The organism is Thermoanaerobacter ethanolicus JW 200, assembly GCF_003722315.1.
Classification (GTDB): Bacteria; Bacillota; Thermoanaerobacteria; order Thermoanaerobacterales; family Thermoanaerobacteraceae; genus Thermoanaerobacter; species Thermoanaerobacter ethanolicus.
Genome location: NZ_CP033580.1, coordinates 100209 through 115917, shown reverse-complemented (window position 1 = coordinate 115917; position 15709 = coordinate 100209). Strand labels below are relative to the sequence as shown.

Here is a 15709-nt window from a genome sequence, read left to right as displayed (position 1 = left end):
TTCACAATAAAATATTGACAAAAACGTTATTACTGTATATAATGTTCATATACAGTAATAACATAAAGAGGATGGTTGTAATAGATGAACATTATCATTTCAAATTCAGCGGATGAGCCTATATATGAGCAAATTGTCAGACAAATCAAAGAAGCAATTTTGAAAGGAGAGTTGGAGGAGGGAGAACTGCTTCCTTCTATTAGGAATTTAGCAAAAGAACTGCAGATTAGCGTAATTACGACGAAAAGAGCTTATGATGAACTTGAAAAAGAAGGATTCATTACTACAATTCCGGGAAAGGGTACTTACGTAGCAGCGCAAAACAAGGAATTAATGCGTGAGAAACGGCTAAAAATTGTAGAAGAAAAATTAGTAGAAGCGATTATAGCTGCAAAAGCAGTAAACTTATCCTTAGAAGAGATAAAAGAGATGTTAGAGATTTTGTATAAGGAGGTCTAAAAGATGGAGCCAATTTTGGAAGTTAGGAATTTAAGAAAAAGTTTTAAAGGGTTTACATTAAAAGATATCAGTTTTTCACTGCCAAGAGGGTTTATTATGGGTTTCATTGGACCTAATGGGGCAGGGAAAAGTACGACTATTAAGCTTATTATGAATTTGCTAAAAAGAGATGGAGGGGAAATTAAAGTTTTTGGGTTAGATAATATAAAACATGAAAAGGAAATAAAAGAAAGAATTGGGTTTGTATATGAAGAAAGTTATTTTTATGGAGACTTAACTATTTCTGAAATGAAAAGAGTTATAGCCCTCCTGTATAAAAACTGGGATGAGGAAGCTTTTATGAAGTATTTAAAAGAATTTGATTTGCCAGCTAAAAGAAAAATAAAGAGTTTATCCAGGGGAATGAAAATAAAATTTGCCCTTGCCATAGCGTTGTCCCATGGGGCTGAACTTCTCATTATGGATGAGCCGACTTCAGGGCTGGATCCTTTGATAAGAAATGAACTTCTGGATATTTTTTCTTCTTTAATACAGGATGAAAACAAAAGTATTTTCTTTTCAACTCATATAACCTCTGATTTGGATAAAATTGCTGATTACATCACTTTGATTAATAGAGGTGAAATAATATTTAGTAGCACAAAAGATGAAATTATAGAAAATTACGGGATTGTCAAGGGGAGCAAAGACATTTTGGATGAGAATATTAAAAAATATTTTGTGGGAATCAAGGAAAATAAGTTTGGATTTGAAGGATTAGTGAAGGATAAAAAGAAAATAAGAAAGCTTTTAAAAGATACTGTCATTGTTGAGAAACCCACTTTAGAAGACGTGATGTTATATTTTACAAAGGAGGAGTTTAAATGTTCAGTTTGATTTTAAAAGATATACTGATAAGCAAAAAAATTTTATTGCTTACTGCTGCTTCTCTTATAGTATGGGTGCCGACTTTCCGAAATTTCGCAGCGGTAGGAATAATGGCAGGTATGACATACATGGGAATGATAATTGCAAGCTCAGCTGATGAAACAAACAAAGCTGATATTTTGTTAAATAGTTTGCCTCTAAAAAGGCATGAAATTGTATTGGCAAAATACCTGTCTATATTTGTCTATTCAGCAATAGGCATAGCTATTTATTTGTTAGTTGCAGCAGCTACAAAAGTACTAGGCTTTCCTATTTATGTATATCCTATCAATTTTAAAGCTGTAATTTACGGCATACTGGCGGTGAGTTTTCTAAATGGCATATACCTTCCTTTAATGTTTAAATTTGGACATGGTTTTTCTGGGATTATGTACATTATTTTGATTTTTGGATTTTCTTATGGCATATCTTATGTTATAAGACTTTTTGAAAAACTTGTAAATTATGATTGGTTTCAAAATATTGTATCTTTTATAATGAATCAATCAGATACAGTGAAAATGTTGTTTATAACTGCTTTAGCGCTTATTATACTGACGGTTTCATGTTTATTATCTGTTAAGTTTTATAAAAATAGGGAGTTTTAAAATATAGAGGGAGCCATTCTTAAAAAGAACCGGCCCCCTATTTAAGTGTTATTTTACAGGCAATTTTACTTCAAATTTACTGGATTTGATATTTATATATGCAGTATCGGGGCTGACAGGAGAGAATTTTATTAATCTGGGATAGGCTTTATCTTTTTCTACTTTGCCATTTATATCAAAAAGATTATACTCTGCTTCCCACTTTAGGATATTGCCTTTGTCGTCAGTCACAGTCCATAAGCTGGGTTGCATATATTGATATTCGTCAGTATATTCATACCAGCCTACTACAGGGTCTTGTGGAGCTTCAATTTCTATGCTGGTGGAAAAGGGTGAAAGAATTATTTTATTAAATTTGATTTCACCTAATTTGTCTTTGATTACAATTTTCGGTTCTAATACTTTTAAGTCAACTTTAGCGCTGGAGGCAGGAACCGTAAAACTAAAGTTCCATTTGCCTTTAATAGTGTGTCTATTTGTTCCTTCATAAAAAGTTATTTCTCTTATATTGATTTTTACATCTATAGAAGAGGGGATTTTATCGAGATATCCTCTCACAAGTTCATATTTTCCTGATGCTATAAAAGTATTGTCATCAGTTAAAATTCCTGAAACAGTGTTACTGCCAGCAGATAAATTTTCATTATTTATTGTTGTTTCAGCACTGCTATCAATGTAAATTTTATCTTTTTCTATTTTTTTTGGGATATGGTTGTCTTTTATTATATATCCTACCACTAACCTAGAGCCATCAAAAGCTGCTTCATTCAGTGTCACTTCAACACCTTTAGATATTTGCGAAGCCCCTATTCCTACAGCGTATTTTTGATACTCAGCCTTTTCTATACCTTTATTTGATAGATATTCAAATACAGAATTGATTATAGGAATATTTTTCCCTATAGCAGGGTCTATTATTCCTACTGTCAGTATTGCTACGATTAAAAGGGAAGCTACTTTTAAAAGTGCTCCTAAGGTGATTTTCTTAGAAGTAGTATTTTTTGGCACTTTGTTGTCTCCTTTCATTTCTTTTATTGTATTTAATGTAGTTTCTACTTTTTTATGGAAGTATTCAGGCACTTTAATGTCTCTATTTTGCAAAAAGTCACGTATTTGTCTGTCAATTTTTTTATTCATAGGACAAATTACCTCCCTCCAAATTTAATATTTCTTTTAGCTTTTTTCTAGCCCTAAAAAGTCGCGATTTTACAGTACCCTCTGGGGTATCCAATATTTAAGAAATTTCTTTGACTGACATGTCTTGTAAATAATACATTACCACTATTACTTTTAAATCATCTTCTAATTTGTTTAACACTTGATACAATTCTGTGTTGTTGTATTCTTCCTGGGGTACAGGAATATCAGGGAAGTCATCTACTGTTATTACTCTTTTCTGGAGGCGTTTTATTTGGTAGCAATTGTTAACTAGAATTTTCATAAGCCATGTTTTAAAATACTTTGGATGCTTTAATTGAGAAATAGACTCATAAGCTTTTAGTACAGTTTCAGATACGGCATCAGCACAGTCATTGTCGTCTTGCAATATGCTTTTTGCCACTATATACATGTCTTTTTCAAAATGGTATATGAGTTTTGCAAAGGAAGACTTGTCTCCTTGCTTGGCTTTCTTTACTTCTTGTATGATTTCCAATCTTACACCTCCTATTTTGCGATGAGATGAGTCATCCGGATGACCTTCTCACTTTATAGATGTTTGTAAAAGGAGTTTGGTTCTCGGACAAGATTATATCTTGTTGGATATGATTGTTTATAGAAGGATACAAGTATACCTATGTACTTTATATACTAAGGAAGGAACAATTTACACTGTAACCATTTTATAAACAAAACTTAATAATTTTTTAATAAATTTTAACATTTAAAGTGGTATAATGAAATAAAAAATACAAGCAGGGGGATTTTACCAGTGATGAAGAAGTGGTCAGTAGTTACAGGTGTTGTCATGTTAATACTAGCCTTTGCTGCAGGTGTTTTCGCATCTAATCATATTAAGATTTCTAATCATATTAAGATCATTGTTAACGGCCAAGAAATCAAACCAGACGTTCCACCGCAAATTATTAACGGAAGAACTATGGTCCCTGTAAAGTGGATTGCTAAAGCATTAGGTGCTGATGTCCAGTTGGAACAGAGCAGTGAAGGTTATACAGTAAAAATAACTTCAAAGCTGTTGGAGAGGTTACATGCCATTGAGCCAGAACAACCTAACACAATAGTGAACGATTGGAACAGAGAACAAATTAAACAGTTCTTAGAACAAAATAAGATTCATTCTATTCAAGATATCCGTTCGCTTGGTTGTAAAGTTCCTTTTGAAATTACCAGCGAAGATGATAGCTGGATTCGACCTATTTACTCTAAAGCTTGGCATAGTACCTTTATGGGAGGAAAATATAGTGACATAACACAACTTATTAGTTGTGCTCAACGCAACTTTTTCATTTATACCGGAGGACTTTCTGAAGGAGCAGGGTTGTATTACATGATTGGATTTTCAGAAGACTGGGAAAAACCAGTCGGCAGTTCTTTTAATTCATCACATTCTTTTGAACTATGGCTATTATCTCATAAGGTTAAAGAAATCTACCGATTGGATGATGAATGGTTGGTGGTAGTTGAACCTCAACTTCAAGGTTACCAAACGGTGAGGATAAACTATAGTGATGCTGGGATAATGGTGGATAAAGAAACAAAGAGCCGAATAATGCTTTTTCGAATGGTTACTCCGGAAGGTTACGAACTGGAACGTGCTGCTGAAGTTCTTCCAGTGCAATAAATACATAATAAAAAAGGCTGCTACTTTTTTATACAGACTTCTTTTTAGTACTCTTTTAATCTTTCATCAACTTGTGCAATTAAGGAAAAATCTTTATCATCGTGCAACAAATATAAATTGTTTTCAATGGCTGTTTGTGCTATGAGTAAATCTATAGTGCTGCGAATGGTGATTCCCTTTTTCCCAATAGACACGGGGACGGTTCATTTGTCCGACTCGGACAAAGAAACCGTCCCCGTGTCTATTTAAGATTTGTTCACTTCTGTGTCATATTCAACAAAATTTCTCTAATTTCTGTAGCTTTATCTTCATCTGCAAGGACTACTAGATAATCGCCGGCTAGAATTTTCGTATTTCCCTTTGGTATTAATTCATGCGTTCCCCTCTTTATGCCAACAAGTAAGCAACTTTGGGGCAAACTAATATCCTTTAATTTTTTGCCATCTAAACTTGAGCCTACACAAACAGGCATTTCGAAAATCGTCTTTCTTTTTTTATTGGCGGTAATAGATTTTTGTCCTTTCTTTATTGGCAGACGTTCTAACAAAGATTCATAAATCGGCATATTTGAGAACAAATCTGATGAAAGGTATGCCGTTATAGAGACAGTGCTTAGGGCCAACAAATGAGAAAATGAACCGGTCATTTCAGTTACGAGCAAACTACCTGTTATCGGTGCCCTAACTATAGCAGCAAAATATCCTGCCATAGCAAATACAATAAAATTTTTGATATAAATAGGGTTTATATGCATTATGTTAATTATTACAGTTCCGTATATGTTGCCAATCAGTGAACCTATTATAAGGAGAGGCATAAAAATACCTCCTGGTACACCTGAGCCATAGCTTACCATAGTAAATAAAAATTTAACAATCAATAGCAAAATTAAAAATTTTAAACTAAAACTATCTTTACTTAATGTATCGACAAGACTTTCACCGCCGCCAAGTGCCATAGGTATCCATAGTCCAACTGCAACAGATATAATAAGAGGTATTATTGGCTTCATATGTGATTTTATTTTTAACATGTTATATATATCTTGAGTTTTTAAAAGAGTTTTATTAAATACAATTCCACATAACCCAACGATAATTCCAAGTAAAATAAGATAAAGATAATTATTAAGCGGCATTACTGCTAGATTTTTCAGATTAAAAATAGGTTTGATTCCTAATAGTTCACCAGCTACAAAAGTTGATGTAAGTGATGAAACCATACTAGATACAAGTACCAATGGTGAGAAATTTTTATGCAGTTCTTCAAGAGCAAAAATAACTCCTGCAAGTGGTGCATTAAAAGCTGCTGCAAGCCCTGCACTAGCTCCACATGTAAGAAGGTATTTTTCTTCAACTCTAAATCTACCAAACAACCTACTTATTCCTTGTCCGATTGAAGAACCAATTTGCACACATGGACCTTCGCGTCCTAAAGAAAGTCCTGCACCTATCGCTAAAATAGTACCTATGAGCTTTAACAATAAAACTCGTAACCAATTAACCCTCCATGCTTAACAAAGCACAACCATAGATGAAAATAAATTTTCAAGTTGCAAGAAACTAGTTTTTTGGTAAACTAAAATTAACAGGGTCAAAGGTTGATTTAATGCTGATGGATTAATACCTCGTGAATTAACCTAACTTGATTACCTTTGAGCACAACCAATTGTCGCCCCATATTAAGGCAATATGGGAACAGCACGGGTGTTAAGTTTCTTATTTTTCTCAGGTAATCAACCCTGTAATAAATTTAACAGGAGTGAAGAAAATGCAGGATTTACTAGAAGTTTGCTGTGGACTAGATGTTCACAAAGAAACAATAGTGGCTTGTTTGCTTAAAGGTTCTGTCAATGATGAAAAGCCGGAAAAAACGATAAGAACATTTTCCACTTTATTAAAAGACCTTGAAGAATTAAAAACATGGCTTGAAACAGAAAACTGTCATCATGTTGCCATGGAGAGTACAGGGATATACTGGCAACCCGTATATAACGTACTCGAAAGTGCTTTTGATGGTAACATATCAATCATAGTAGCTAATGCAAAACATATGAAGAATGTACCCGGTAAAAAAACTGATATGAAAGATGCAGAATGGATTGCTACTTTATTAAGAGCTGGTCTTTTAAGTGGAAGCTTTATTCCTCCGCAAGAAATTCGAGAATTACGCAACCTTACGAGATATCGCAAAAGCATAATTGAAGAGATATCTTCTCAAAAAAATCGTATAGAGAAGCATTTACAAAGCTGTGGATTTAAGCTTTCAAATTTTTTGACAGATATATTTGGCGTATCAGGTAGAGCGATAATAGACCATATAGCAGAGCATGGAAGTATAACAGCTAAAGAAGTTGAAAATTATGTAAGAGGGAGAGCACGCAGTAAAATAGAAGACATAAAGCTATCAATTAATGGTAGAATGAATAAGCATCAAAGAGAATTTTTAAAGCTTTTACTCAATCATTTAGATGAAACGTATAAACATCTTTATGAGATAGAAGAGAGTATTAATGCTGAGATTGAAAAATACAAGAGACAGATTGAACAGCTAGATGGAATACCTGGCATAGATGTAACGGCAGCTGCTGCAATAATTGCTGAAATAGGTACAGATATGGATAAATTCAAGACTGCAGAGCACATTTGCTCATGGGCAGGATTAAGTCCCGGTAATAATGAAAGTGCGGGAAAAAAAAGTCCACTCGAGTAACAAAAGGAAACACTTATATAAAGAGGATACTGTGTGAAGTAGCATGGAGTATAACCCGCATAAGGGATTCATATCTTGCCACATGGTATTGGAAAGTAAAGCAGCGCCGTGGTACAAAAAAAGCGGTAGTAGCACTTGCCAGGAAAATATTAGTTATCATTTATACTATGCTTAAAAATAACACTGACTATGATGAAAGAATTTTCGATGAAGTGCGAAAGAAACAGGAAATAATTCGCGTTAAACGGATTATTAACGAAGCTCGCAAGTTGGGTTTAGAAGTAACAGTGTCCCAAATTTAAGTAGTATAATTAGATAACTTTACAAAAATTCCCAGCTGATGCTTTTAAAGCATTGGTTTAATATTTATTACCTTTTTTCTGGCTGGATGTTTAAGCCTATGCAGTTGTCAATGTTCAAAATTCTCCTTTTAGATAGTCTATTTTCGTGTTAACTTTTATATAACCGATAATCATGCCTTCAACTTGAGGTATACCGCTACCGCTTATCATAGGTTCTTTTTTCACTATTATACCCAATAATAAGCCTATTAGAGAAAGGAAAATTATCCAGCCAATTAACAAGTAAGGATTTGTATGAAGAATTTTGTATACACTTATTACAAGAATATTTGTTTTTTCAAGAATATATCTTAAAATAGCAATAATCAATCCAACAAAGAAACCTGTTATAATGCCTTCAACTATAATACGCTTGCGAAATTCTTCCCAATGTATTAAAGTATTGAATGTTATACTTTTACCTTTATTCAATAAGATCCCTCCCAAAACATAAAATGAATGAATATTTATTTTTCTCATATTATCATTATACTACAAAATAATGATATCTAGTATTTTATATTGTTAAGTTTACTTATAGAATAATAAGCAGTATTACAAAATTTGGATATAAAACAATACAAAAATCTTTTTATTTTAAACAAATAAACATAAACATTATGCTTTGAAGTAAATTTTCACATATTCTTGCAGGCTTCATAAAAAAGTGATATAATATTCAAAAAGGGATGAAGCCCCCTTTTGGAAAATCCGAACTGCTGATAAACAGCTGATGGCTTCTACGGTAAAAACGTAGGGGTTGTCAGCTTTTTTGTATTTAGTGCATTTGCCTACAACTTTGAAAGGGAGGTACTTTCTTATGCCTTTCCATAGCATATTATTTGAAAAAAACGAAGATGGAGTAAAAAAAGAAACATTCGAAGCGCCTGATTTTTTTGTTGACTTAAATCTTGATCAAATTATAGATGTCATAACAAGAGGCAAAGAAGAATATAATTTAAAACTGTTTTTTTACACTCCTTTAAACGATATTGATACTATCAAGTATCGCCATGAAATAATGCAAGATCTTGAAAATGAAGTTTTGCTTGAGGATATAAAATCATTTGCGGAAAAAATGCAAGAAATGCGCAAACACCTTGCTCAAGCAGACAAACTTTACTACAAATACCAGAAAGAAAGATGGTTTTTGGATGCTGTAGAAATCTACTGTGATGCAATTACTGATTTAGTAGAAGACTTGTCTTCTGTAGAGTTAAAATCTCGTGGTTTTTTAGCATTTCGTCAATATTTGATAGATTATATTAATTCTGACCGTTTTCAGCTGCTACTGAGTGAAACGAAAAAACTTAAAGCTGATTTGTCTACAGTAAAATATTGCTTGTTAATAAAAGGTAACCGTGTGACGGTTCGTAAATATGAATCTGAAATTGATTACAGTATAGAAGTAGAAAAAACGTTTGAAAAATTCAAACAGGAAGCAGCAAAGGATTATAAAGTCAAATTTTCTGATTGGCCAGATATGAACCATGTCGAAGCAAAAATATTGGATTTAGTAGCTCAGTTATATCATGATATATTTTCTAATCTTGATAATTATTGTATGAAAAATAGTGATTATTTAGACGAGACAATAGCTACTTTTGATAGGGAAGTACAATTTTATATTGCTTATTTGGAATATATGGCACTATTCAAGCGCGCTGGACTAAAATTTTGTTATCCACAAATATCTAGTAAATGCAAGGAAGTTTATAATTACGAAGGATTTGATTTAGCTCTGGCTTATAAACTCATCAACGAAAATTCGGCTGTTGTTTGTAATGATTTTTATTTAAAAGGTAAAGAGCGTATATTTGTAATTACCGGTCCGAACCAGGGAGGCAAAACAACATTTGCACGCACTTTTGGACAATTGCATTATTTGGCCAGTATAGGCTGCCCTGTTCCCGGAAAGGAAGCGCAACTCTTTCTTTTTGATAAACTATTTACACATTTTGAAAAGGAAGAAAATATTAAAGATCTTCGTGGAAAACTGGAAGATGAATTGTTTAGAATTCACAATATTCTTGCTCATGCGACATCAAACAGTATTATAATAATGAATGAAATTTTTACCTCTACCACAGCAAAAGACGCATTATTTTTAAGTAAGAAGATAATGGAAAAAATAATACAATTAGATGTGCTGTGCGTCTGGGTAACATTTATAGATGAATTGGCATTCTTAAGCGAAAAAATTGTAAGTATGGTCAGTACGGTAGTTCCTGAGAATCCGGCATTGCGCACATATAAAATTGTTAGAAGACCTCCTGATGGGCTTTCATACGCCATATCAATTGCTGAAAAATACAGGCTAACGTATAATTGCTTAAAGGAGAGGATAAAATCATGAAAGTTTTACTTATGTATAGAGATCATGATTTTGACCTGCAACAAAAATTGCCCTCGAACGAAGAAGCATTGATACAGGATTTAGAATTAAACACTTTGTTCAATGCTATGTCCCTTGGTGATAATTTTTTATTTGAAGTAGCCAAAAAATCTGTTTTATCCAGCGTGTATAGTGATCTGGATACAATATTATATCGCCAAGATGTTCTGAAGGATTCTCTAAAAAATTCTTCCATTGTTAGGAATATCTATAATATAGCAGTAGAAGCAATTGAAAACGAGAAAAAGTATTATTTTAGCATTTTCACCAGGTACCCTGCAGCTATACTTCATAGCTCAATGGATGTATTGCATATGTTTATGGAAATGCTGAAAAAACTAAAGAGTATTGCCGACCAACATGCTGATAAATTCGAATCATATGGTTTTAAAAGGTTTTTTACAATGCTCAAAAAAGAACTTGATGATGAATATTTTGAAAGTATCCAAAATCATTTAAAAGAACTGGAATTTCGCGATGGAATTTTGATCAGTGCTGAGTTGGGTAAAGGCAATAAAGGTGTCAATTATATTCTTCGCAAACAGGAGGATAAAAAACAAAGTCTAATAGACAGGATTTTTTCAAAAAGACCGAATGCTTATACTTTTTATATAAGTGAGCGCGATGAAAGCGGGGCAAGAGCTTTATCTGACTTAAAAGACAGAGGAATCAACCTCGTGGCAAATGCACTTGCTCAGTCTGCTGATCATATTCTCAGTTTTTTTAACATATTACGGACTGAATTGGCTTTTTACATTGGCTGTTTGAATTTATATGAGAAACTTGCCCAAATTGGAGAGCCGGTGTCTTTTCCTATTCCGGTAGCATCCAGTGAACGTAGGCATTCTTTTAAAGGATTATACGATGTCTGTTTGGCTTTGACAATGAAACAAAAAATCGTGGGCAACGATTTAAATGCTGATAATAAAGATCTGGCAATAATTACAGGTGCTAACCAAGGGGGTAAATCTACCTTTTTGCGAAGCATAGGTTTGGCTCAGTTGATGATGCAATGTGGTATGTTTGTGCCAGCCGAGTATTTTTCTGCTAACATATGTGATGGGATTTTTACCCACTATAAACGGAAAGAAGATGCTACCATGAAAAGTGGAAAGCTTGATGAAGAGCTTAGCAGAATGAGTGATATAGTAGACAATATAAAGCCAAATTCCATGGTACTGTTTAATGAATCATTTGCTGCGACAAATGAAAGAGAAGGTTCGGAAATTGCAAGGCAAATAATTACTGCATTGATTGAAAAACGCATCAAAGTTTTCTTTGTGACACATTTGTTTGAATTTGCCTATAGTTTTTATAATAAAAAACTGGAGAATGTTATTTTTTTACGAGCCGAAAGACGAAACGACGGAAAGCGTACTTTTAAAATAACCGAAGGCAAACCACTTCAAACAAGCTATGGTGAAGATTTGTATAAAAAGATTTTTGGAGAAAGCTATTAAATTTATTTAGGAACAGGTTATTGACAAACCTTTTTGCGAGTAATTTAAAGTCTTTTGCTTTTATGCTTGGATGCGTAATAAACAATAGTTTGAAGAAAAATGGGCTGTCAATAAAAAAGACAGCCCTTATCAATACTCTTTTAATCTTTCATCAACTTGTGCAATTAAAGAAAAATCTTTATCATCGTGTAACAAATATAAATTATTTTCAATGGCTGTTTCTGCTATAAGTAAATCTATGGTGCTGCGAATAGTGATTCCTTTTTTCTTACACTTGAAATACAATTTTGCAGCGTTTTCATAAGATTTGGTGCCATATTTTAGGTCATAGAATTTTTGTGTGCCTAAATATTCTTTAATTAAGTTAAATTCATTTTCAGTTTTTGCTCCTTGTAATAATTCTTGATAGATAAAATTGTTTATTCCAAAGGGGATATTATTCTGTATTATTTCTTCAAATTTTTTTACTTTTTCATTTTCTATGCCTTTCAGAAAAGATATTAGAACAGATGTATCTACCAAAATCATTTGCCTTCCCTCATTTTTTTGTAATCATAATTTTCATCAAACTGTATTTTTCCTTTTATCTCCATTAAATTTTTTCTTCTGCGATTTTCTACAAATTCTTTTAAAGCCAAATTGACAACTTCTTTTTTAGTTTTTAATCCTGAGATTTTTAACGCTTCTTTGATGAGATTTTCATCTATGACTATATTTGTTCTCATCACGTACACCTCCTAATGTGTATTGTAATACACTTAATCTTTTAAGTCAAGGGAGAATGGAATTTTATATTTCTTAAATAAAAATAAAAATTTATACTGTAACCATTTTGTAATCAAAACTTAATAGTTTTTTAATAAATTTTAACATTTAAGAAGTTATAATGGAAAAGGAAGAAGGAGATGGGAGGGAAAAGATGAGTTGGCTTGAAAAATTTTTCAAATTGGCAGTTATTCTATTTGTCTTAATTAATTTGCTATCTGGTTGTTCTTATATTCTTAAAGATGATAAGGATTTAATCAAAAATACAATTGAGAGATTTTACGATACACAGTATAAAGCTTACTTGAAAATGGAGTATATAGATATAACCCCCCTATTTAGATATGTCGAGAATACAGAATCAGAATAAAGTTACAGCATTAAAGGAATTAACTTTTAGAAGAAAATATACTGCTGAAAAAGGGTATGGATATGTAGAAAAAAGACGTTTTCCTTTAGAATTTAAATGTTTTTAAAAATTATTTCTTTTTTTGATTTTATTTTATCAATTTTATCAATACATTCCTTAAAATTGGCTTTTCTCATTATAAATTCACCTAATAAGAATAATTATCAATATTGTTGGAATCAGGAGAATAATTGAGATATAATTTAGAAAACAGGATAGGGTATAGTAAGCAGAGACTATGTGTTGAGAATTAGTAATAGTGAAAATGCGAGAGAAAGGAAGCAACAGTTGAAATTAATAGCGCAAAAAAGATATAATTTTCCGATGAAAAGATTCAAGAAGATAGTAGAGGTGAAATGTCATGCTTGTTATTAAGCCAATTGATGAAAAGTTAAAGAAAAAAGTAATAGATTTTATAATACGCAATTGGGGTTCGCCAATAATGGTTTCAAAAGGTAAAGTTCATTCAATGGACAAATTACCAGGGTATGTGGCTATTGTAAATAATGATATAAAAGGTTTAATAACCTATAATATTGATAATGAGGAATGTGAAATAGTATCCCTTGATAGTTTAATTGAAAATCAAGGTATCGGTAGTAAATTGTTAGAGCGTGTAATACATAAAGCAAAGGAGCAAGAATGTAAAAGAATTTGGCTTATTACAACCAATGATAATATAAGAGCGATTCGTTTTTACCAAAAAAGAGGATTCAATATGGTTGCACTTTATGTAAATGCAGTTCAGGAAGCACGAAAGATAAAACCCGAAATTCCTTTATATGGATATGATAATATACCGATATTGCATGAAATTGAATTTGAAATAAAACTAGATTCTAGTGTAGAAACTCAATTTTAGAATCTGCTTTTCTGTACTTTGACAAATTTATTTAGGTAAATTGTGGTAATTTGCACCTATGATAACAAAAATCCAGTTTAAAGTCCGCCAAGAAAAGCTTATATTTACCTTTATAATACGTTATTACCATTTATTGGGCCAATATGGGCACACTTCCCCCTCGGACCTTTGGAATAGCTTTTTTAGCTCGCTCCAACATGTATCTTGCAAAACGCTTAAAGTTCTGGGCCAATACCTTTAAGCCTACGTTTACTCTACATTTTACAAGTCCCCTTACTCGAAGCTTCGAAAGACCATGACCCCTCTTCAAGGCTGAATTGGTACCTTCTATTGCAGCTCTTTTGCTCTTGTCTTCCTCACACCTACATTCTATCTTTTCCCGTTGTTTGGCTGCTTCTATCGATTTTAGATTTATCCTCACCACGTAATCTTTTTTCTGTTCTTTGCAGTAACATTGATTTTTCAATTCACACATTGCACAGGCTTCTTTTGGAAAATGGGCCACCGTCTGCCCCTTCTTAACACCGGCATGGATGGGTATTATTCCCCTTGGGCACTTCGTTATCACTTTCGTTTCTTCATCTATTTCATATTCGGTCACTGATATCCTAGAAATAGGCTTCCTGCCGCTTAAGTCGGTAAAGTGGAGTTCCACACCGTTTTCTTTTGCAATTTGCACTACTTCTTCGGAGTAATAACCACCGTCTACATAGACTTCTTGGCATTCAGTATTTTGTTTTACAATAGGTAGTCTTTCTTTTAAAAGTTCTACATCGCTTTTTATGTTCTTTTCTACCGTATAGTCTGTTATGAGCTGGAAGGGATTTTCTTTTGAACAGGTTTCGCTGAGGTTTAAAACGTATCCGCTTTCAGCTTTGTTCCCCTTCTTGCGATAAGTAGCATCCTCATCGTATGCTGACTGAAGGGAATCGCTGGGTATGCTTTTGCTGTCTTTGGCCTTGAGCCTCTTGGTTTTTTCGTCGTAGTACGCCTGTTCTGACAGGAATCTTGCGAGGATTTTATATGCATCGGATTTTTCAAGTCCGGGAATGTTTTCGATTGTTTCCTTTGCTTCTTGGCACAGATTCAAGAGTATTTCGAGCCTGCTTTCGCTTTCTGAAGGCTTGGTTTTATGTATCACTTCTGTCTTGAATTTAGGGTTGAGGACTTCTTTCAGGTTCTCTGAAAGTCTATCTTCAGGGATGGATTTTACTGCCCTGTAAAGTACATCAAAGGCAAGGGCGATTCTTCCTGCTTTTTTGATGTTTGACATGAACATGGTGGAGTCCATGCGCTGTTCTTTCATGGATATGCCTGCTTCTTTGGCAAAAATACTGGTAAGATTTAGAAATTGCCCGAATATCAAGTCCTCTTGTTCAGGATGTTTTATGAGGTATTGGTATATCCTTGATCTAAAGTCATACAAGGTTTTCTCTGAAAGGTTCATGCCTCCTAATGTCCTTATTCCTACAGCGTAATTTATCAGGTAATTGAAGTTAAAGTTTTCAATAAGTTCATCATCAGAGTAGTTTTTAAGGTGTTTTATGTATTCCAGGGAAAGGAGTATGTTAACCGGGAAGTTAGGCCTTCCTGTATCACTGTATAAGACTGAAAAGGGTTTTTCATCGATGTTGCAGAACACGTATTTATAGAATATGGGTGCCCATGATTTTTCTAGTTTAGCCTTTATCCTTGAATCCATGAAGTTAACACTTTCAAATAAAGATTGTTGAAAATGGTCGCTGTTTTCTCTAAACAAGTGCAACACCCCATTTGTTGTAATTTTTGCTTCTTTGATTCTAACATAATTCTATGAAAATTTGTACTACCTATATTTTTATGTTTATTTATTCAATCTATTTTATATTTATACTTCTTCATAAAGAAAAGAGGCTTTTTACACTAGAATCAAAACTATAATTTAAATAAATCTATTTGCTTGTTATAATGGTTGATAAACCGGGAGATGGCATTGTCAAAGTAAAATAATCT

General features: G+C 33.0%; 16 protein-coding genes, 2 pseudogenes and 1 riboswitch. Of the genes and pseudogenes, 9 read left to right on the top strand and 9 right to left on the bottom strand.

Annotation, left to right across the window (positions count from 1 at the left end; translation table 11 throughout):
• Positions 1 to 84: 84 nt before the first annotated feature.
• Genes EB239_RS00720 through EB239_RS00710 form a run of 3 tightly spaced genes read left to right on the top strand, consistent with a single transcriptional unit; the run spans position 85 to position 1973 of the window.
• Entirely contained in the window at positions 85 to 459 is a 375-nt protein-coding gene (locus tag EB239_RS00720; RefSeq protein ID WP_003869696.1) for a GntR family transcriptional regulator, read from the top strand.
• Between the two features lie 3 nt (positions 460 to 462).
• Positions 463 to 1335, top strand: coding sequence for an ABC transporter ATP-binding protein (locus EB239_RS00715; RefSeq protein WP_003869697.1), 873 nt, complete (start codon positions 463 to 465; stop codon positions 1333 to 1335).
• Positions 1323 to 1973, top strand: coding sequence for an ABC-2 transporter permease (locus EB239_RS00710; RefSeq protein ID WP_003869698.1), 651 nt, complete (start codon positions 1323 to 1325; stop codon positions 1971 to 1973). Before EB239_RS00715 ends, EB239_RS00710 begins: the two co-directional genes overlap by 13 nt.
• A gap of 48 nt (positions 1974 to 2021) precedes the next feature.
• On the opposite strand, the gene EB239_RS00705 is transcribed toward EB239_RS00710, so the two are convergent.
• From EB239_RS00705 to EB239_RS00700, 3 genes are read right to left on the bottom strand one after another with little or no spacing between them, the layout of a single operon-like run.
• Positions 2022 to 3110, bottom strand: a complete 1089-nt coding sequence (locus EB239_RS00705; protein WP_003869699.1) for a DUF4179 domain-containing protein — start codon at positions 3108 to 3110, stop codon at positions 2022 to 2024.
• A complete protein-coding gene (locus tag EB239_RS14820) occupies positions 3103 to 3204 on the bottom strand; it encodes a hypothetical protein (protein WP_318261419.1) in 102 nt (33 codons plus the stop codon). The genes EB239_RS00705 and EB239_RS14820 overlap by 8 nt, the downstream gene beginning before the upstream one ends.
• Before the next feature lie 3 nt (positions 3205 to 3207).
• Positions 3208 to 3627, bottom strand: coding sequence for a sigma-70 family RNA polymerase sigma factor (locus EB239_RS00700; RefSeq protein WP_003869700.1), 420 nt, complete (start codon positions 3625 to 3627; stop codon positions 3208 to 3210).
• Between the two features lie 279 nt (positions 3628 to 3906).
• Between EB239_RS00700 and EB239_RS00695 the strand changes: the two genes are divergently transcribed.
• On the top strand, positions 3907 to 4773 hold the full coding sequence (locus EB239_RS00695; RefSeq protein ID WP_003869701.1) for a copper amine oxidase N-terminal domain-containing protein: 867 nt from the start codon (positions 3907 to 3909) through the stop codon (positions 4771 to 4773).
• Positions 4774 to 5029: 256 nt separating this feature from the next.
• Here EB239_RS00695 and EB239_RS15185 read toward each other — a convergent pair whose 3' ends face one another.
• Both EB239_RS15185 and EB239_RS00685 read right to left on the bottom strand, forming a co-directional pair.
• Positions 5030 to 5245 carry a TrkA C-terminal domain-containing protein gene (locus EB239_RS15185; RefSeq protein ID WP_404815219.1) on the bottom strand — a complete coding sequence of 72 codons (216 nt, stop codon included), beginning with the start codon at positions 5243 to 5245 and terminating at the stop codon, positions 5030 to 5032.
• Between the two features lie 120 nt (positions 5246 to 5365).
• Positions 5366 to 6262, bottom strand: a pseudogene (locus EB239_RS00685) (ClC family H(+)/Cl(-) exchange transporter); the annotation flags it as partial.
• 281 nt (positions 6263 to 6543) lie between these two features.
• On the opposite strand from EB239_RS00685, the pseudogene EB239_RS00680 reads away from it, so the two are divergent.
• Positions 6544 to 7787 (top strand): annotated as a pseudogene (locus EB239_RS00680) (IS110 family transposase).
• A gap of 114 nt (positions 7788 to 7901) precedes the next feature.
• Here the strand turns inward: EB239_RS00680 and EB239_RS00675 are convergent.
• Positions 7902 to 8258, bottom strand: a complete 357-nt coding sequence (locus EB239_RS00675) for a hypothetical protein (protein ID WP_003869703.1) — start codon at positions 8256 to 8258, stop codon at positions 7902 to 7904.
• Positions 8259 to 8502: 244 nt separating this feature from the next.
• Positions 8503 to 8576, top strand: a riboswitch (Fluoride riboswitch).
• Positions 8577 to 8646: 70 nt separating this feature from the next.
• Between EB239_RS00675 and EB239_RS00670 the strand changes: the two genes are divergently transcribed.
• Together EB239_RS00670 and EB239_RS00665 are read left to right on the top strand one after the other, a co-directional pair.
• Positions 8647 to 10182 (top strand): MutS-related protein, encoded by a 1536-nt coding sequence (locus tag EB239_RS00670; RefSeq protein WP_003869704.1) that lies wholly within the window; start codon positions 8647 to 8649, stop codon positions 10180 to 10182.
• Entirely contained in the window at positions 10179 to 11681 is a 1503-nt protein-coding gene (locus tag EB239_RS00665) for a MutS-related protein (RefSeq protein ID WP_003869705.1), read from the top strand. The genes EB239_RS00670 and EB239_RS00665 overlap by 4 nt, the downstream gene beginning before the upstream one ends.
• 129 nt (positions 11682 to 11810) lie before the next feature.
• Here EB239_RS00665 and vapC read toward each other — a convergent pair whose 3' ends face one another.
• Together vapC and EB239_RS00655 are read right to left on the bottom strand one after the other, a co-directional pair.
• Positions 11811 to 12209: a type II toxin-antitoxin system VapC family toxin gene (gene vapC / locus EB239_RS00660; protein WP_003869706.1), complete on the bottom strand. Its 399-nt coding sequence runs from the start codon at positions 12207 to 12209 to the stop codon at positions 11811 to 11813.
• Positions 12206 to 12406 (bottom strand): type II toxin-antitoxin system VapB family antitoxin, encoded by a 201-nt coding sequence (locus EB239_RS00655; RefSeq protein ID WP_003869707.1) that lies wholly within the window; start codon positions 12404 to 12406, stop codon positions 12206 to 12208. Before EB239_RS00655 ends, vapC begins: the two co-directional genes overlap by 4 nt.
• Before the next feature lie 194 nt (positions 12407 to 12600).
• Between EB239_RS00655 and EB239_RS00650 the strand changes: the two genes are divergently transcribed.
• Positions 12601 to 12816 carry a hypothetical protein gene (locus EB239_RS00650; protein WP_003869708.1) on the top strand — a complete coding sequence of 72 codons (216 nt, stop codon included), beginning with the start codon at positions 12601 to 12603 and terminating at the stop codon, positions 12814 to 12816.
• A gap of 400 nt (positions 12817 to 13216) precedes the next feature.
• Complete coding sequence (locus EB239_RS00645) at positions 13217 to 13717, top strand: GNAT family N-acetyltransferase (protein ID WP_003869709.1); 501 nt, start codon at positions 13217 to 13219, stop codon at positions 13715 to 13717.
• A 130-nt stretch (positions 13718 to 13847) separates the two neighbouring features.
• Here EB239_RS00645 and EB239_RS00640 read toward each other — a convergent pair whose 3' ends face one another.
• Positions 13848 to 15485, bottom strand: coding sequence for a transposase (locus EB239_RS00640; protein WP_003869710.1), 1638 nt, complete (start codon positions 15483 to 15485; stop codon positions 13848 to 13850).
• Positions 15486 to 15709: the final 224 nt, after the last annotated feature.

Coding starts and splice junctions, on each gene's coding strand:
- EB239_RS15185 (WP_404815219.1), bottom strand. CDS start 5,245: ATGCCTGTTTGTGTAGGCTCAAGTTTAGATGGCAAAAAATTAAAGGAT.
- EB239_RS00650 (WP_003869708.1), top strand. CDS start 12,601: ATGAGTTGGCTTGAAAAATTTTTCAAATTGGCAGTTATTCTATTTGTC.
- EB239_RS00720 (WP_003869696.1), top strand. CDS start 85: ATGAACATTATCATTTCAAATTCAGCGGATGAGCCTATATATGAGCAA.
- EB239_RS00670 (WP_003869704.1), top strand. CDS start 8,647: ATGCCTTTCCATAGCATATTATTTGAAAAAAACGAAGATGGAGTAAAA.
- EB239_RS00645 (WP_003869709.1), top strand. CDS start 13,217: ATGCTTGTTATTAAGCCAATTGATGAAAAGTTAAAGAAAAAAGTAATA.
- EB239_RS00710 (WP_003869698.1), top strand. CDS start 1,323: ATGTTCAGTTTGATTTTAAAAGATATACTGATAAGCAAAAAAATTTTA.
- EB239_RS00665 (WP_003869705.1), top strand. CDS start 10,179: ATGAAAGTTTTACTTATGTATAGAGATCATGATTTTGACCTGCAACAA.
- EB239_RS00655 (WP_003869707.1), bottom strand. CDS start 12,406: ATGAGAACAAATATAGTCATAGATGAAAATCTCATCAAAGAAGCGTTA.
- EB239_RS00695 (WP_003869701.1), top strand. CDS start 3,907: ATGAAGAAGTGGTCAGTAGTTACAGGTGTTGTCATGTTAATACTAGCC.
- EB239_RS00715 (WP_003869697.1), top strand. CDS start 463: ATGGAGCCAATTTTGGAAGTTAGGAATTTAAGAAAAAGTTTTAAAGGG.
- EB239_RS00705 (WP_003869699.1), bottom strand. CDS start 3,110: ATGAATAAAAAAATTGACAGACAAATACGTGACTTTTTGCAAAATAGA.
- vapC (WP_003869706.1), bottom strand. CDS start 12,209: ATGATTTTGGTAGATACATCTGTTCTAATATCTTTTCTGAAAGGCATA.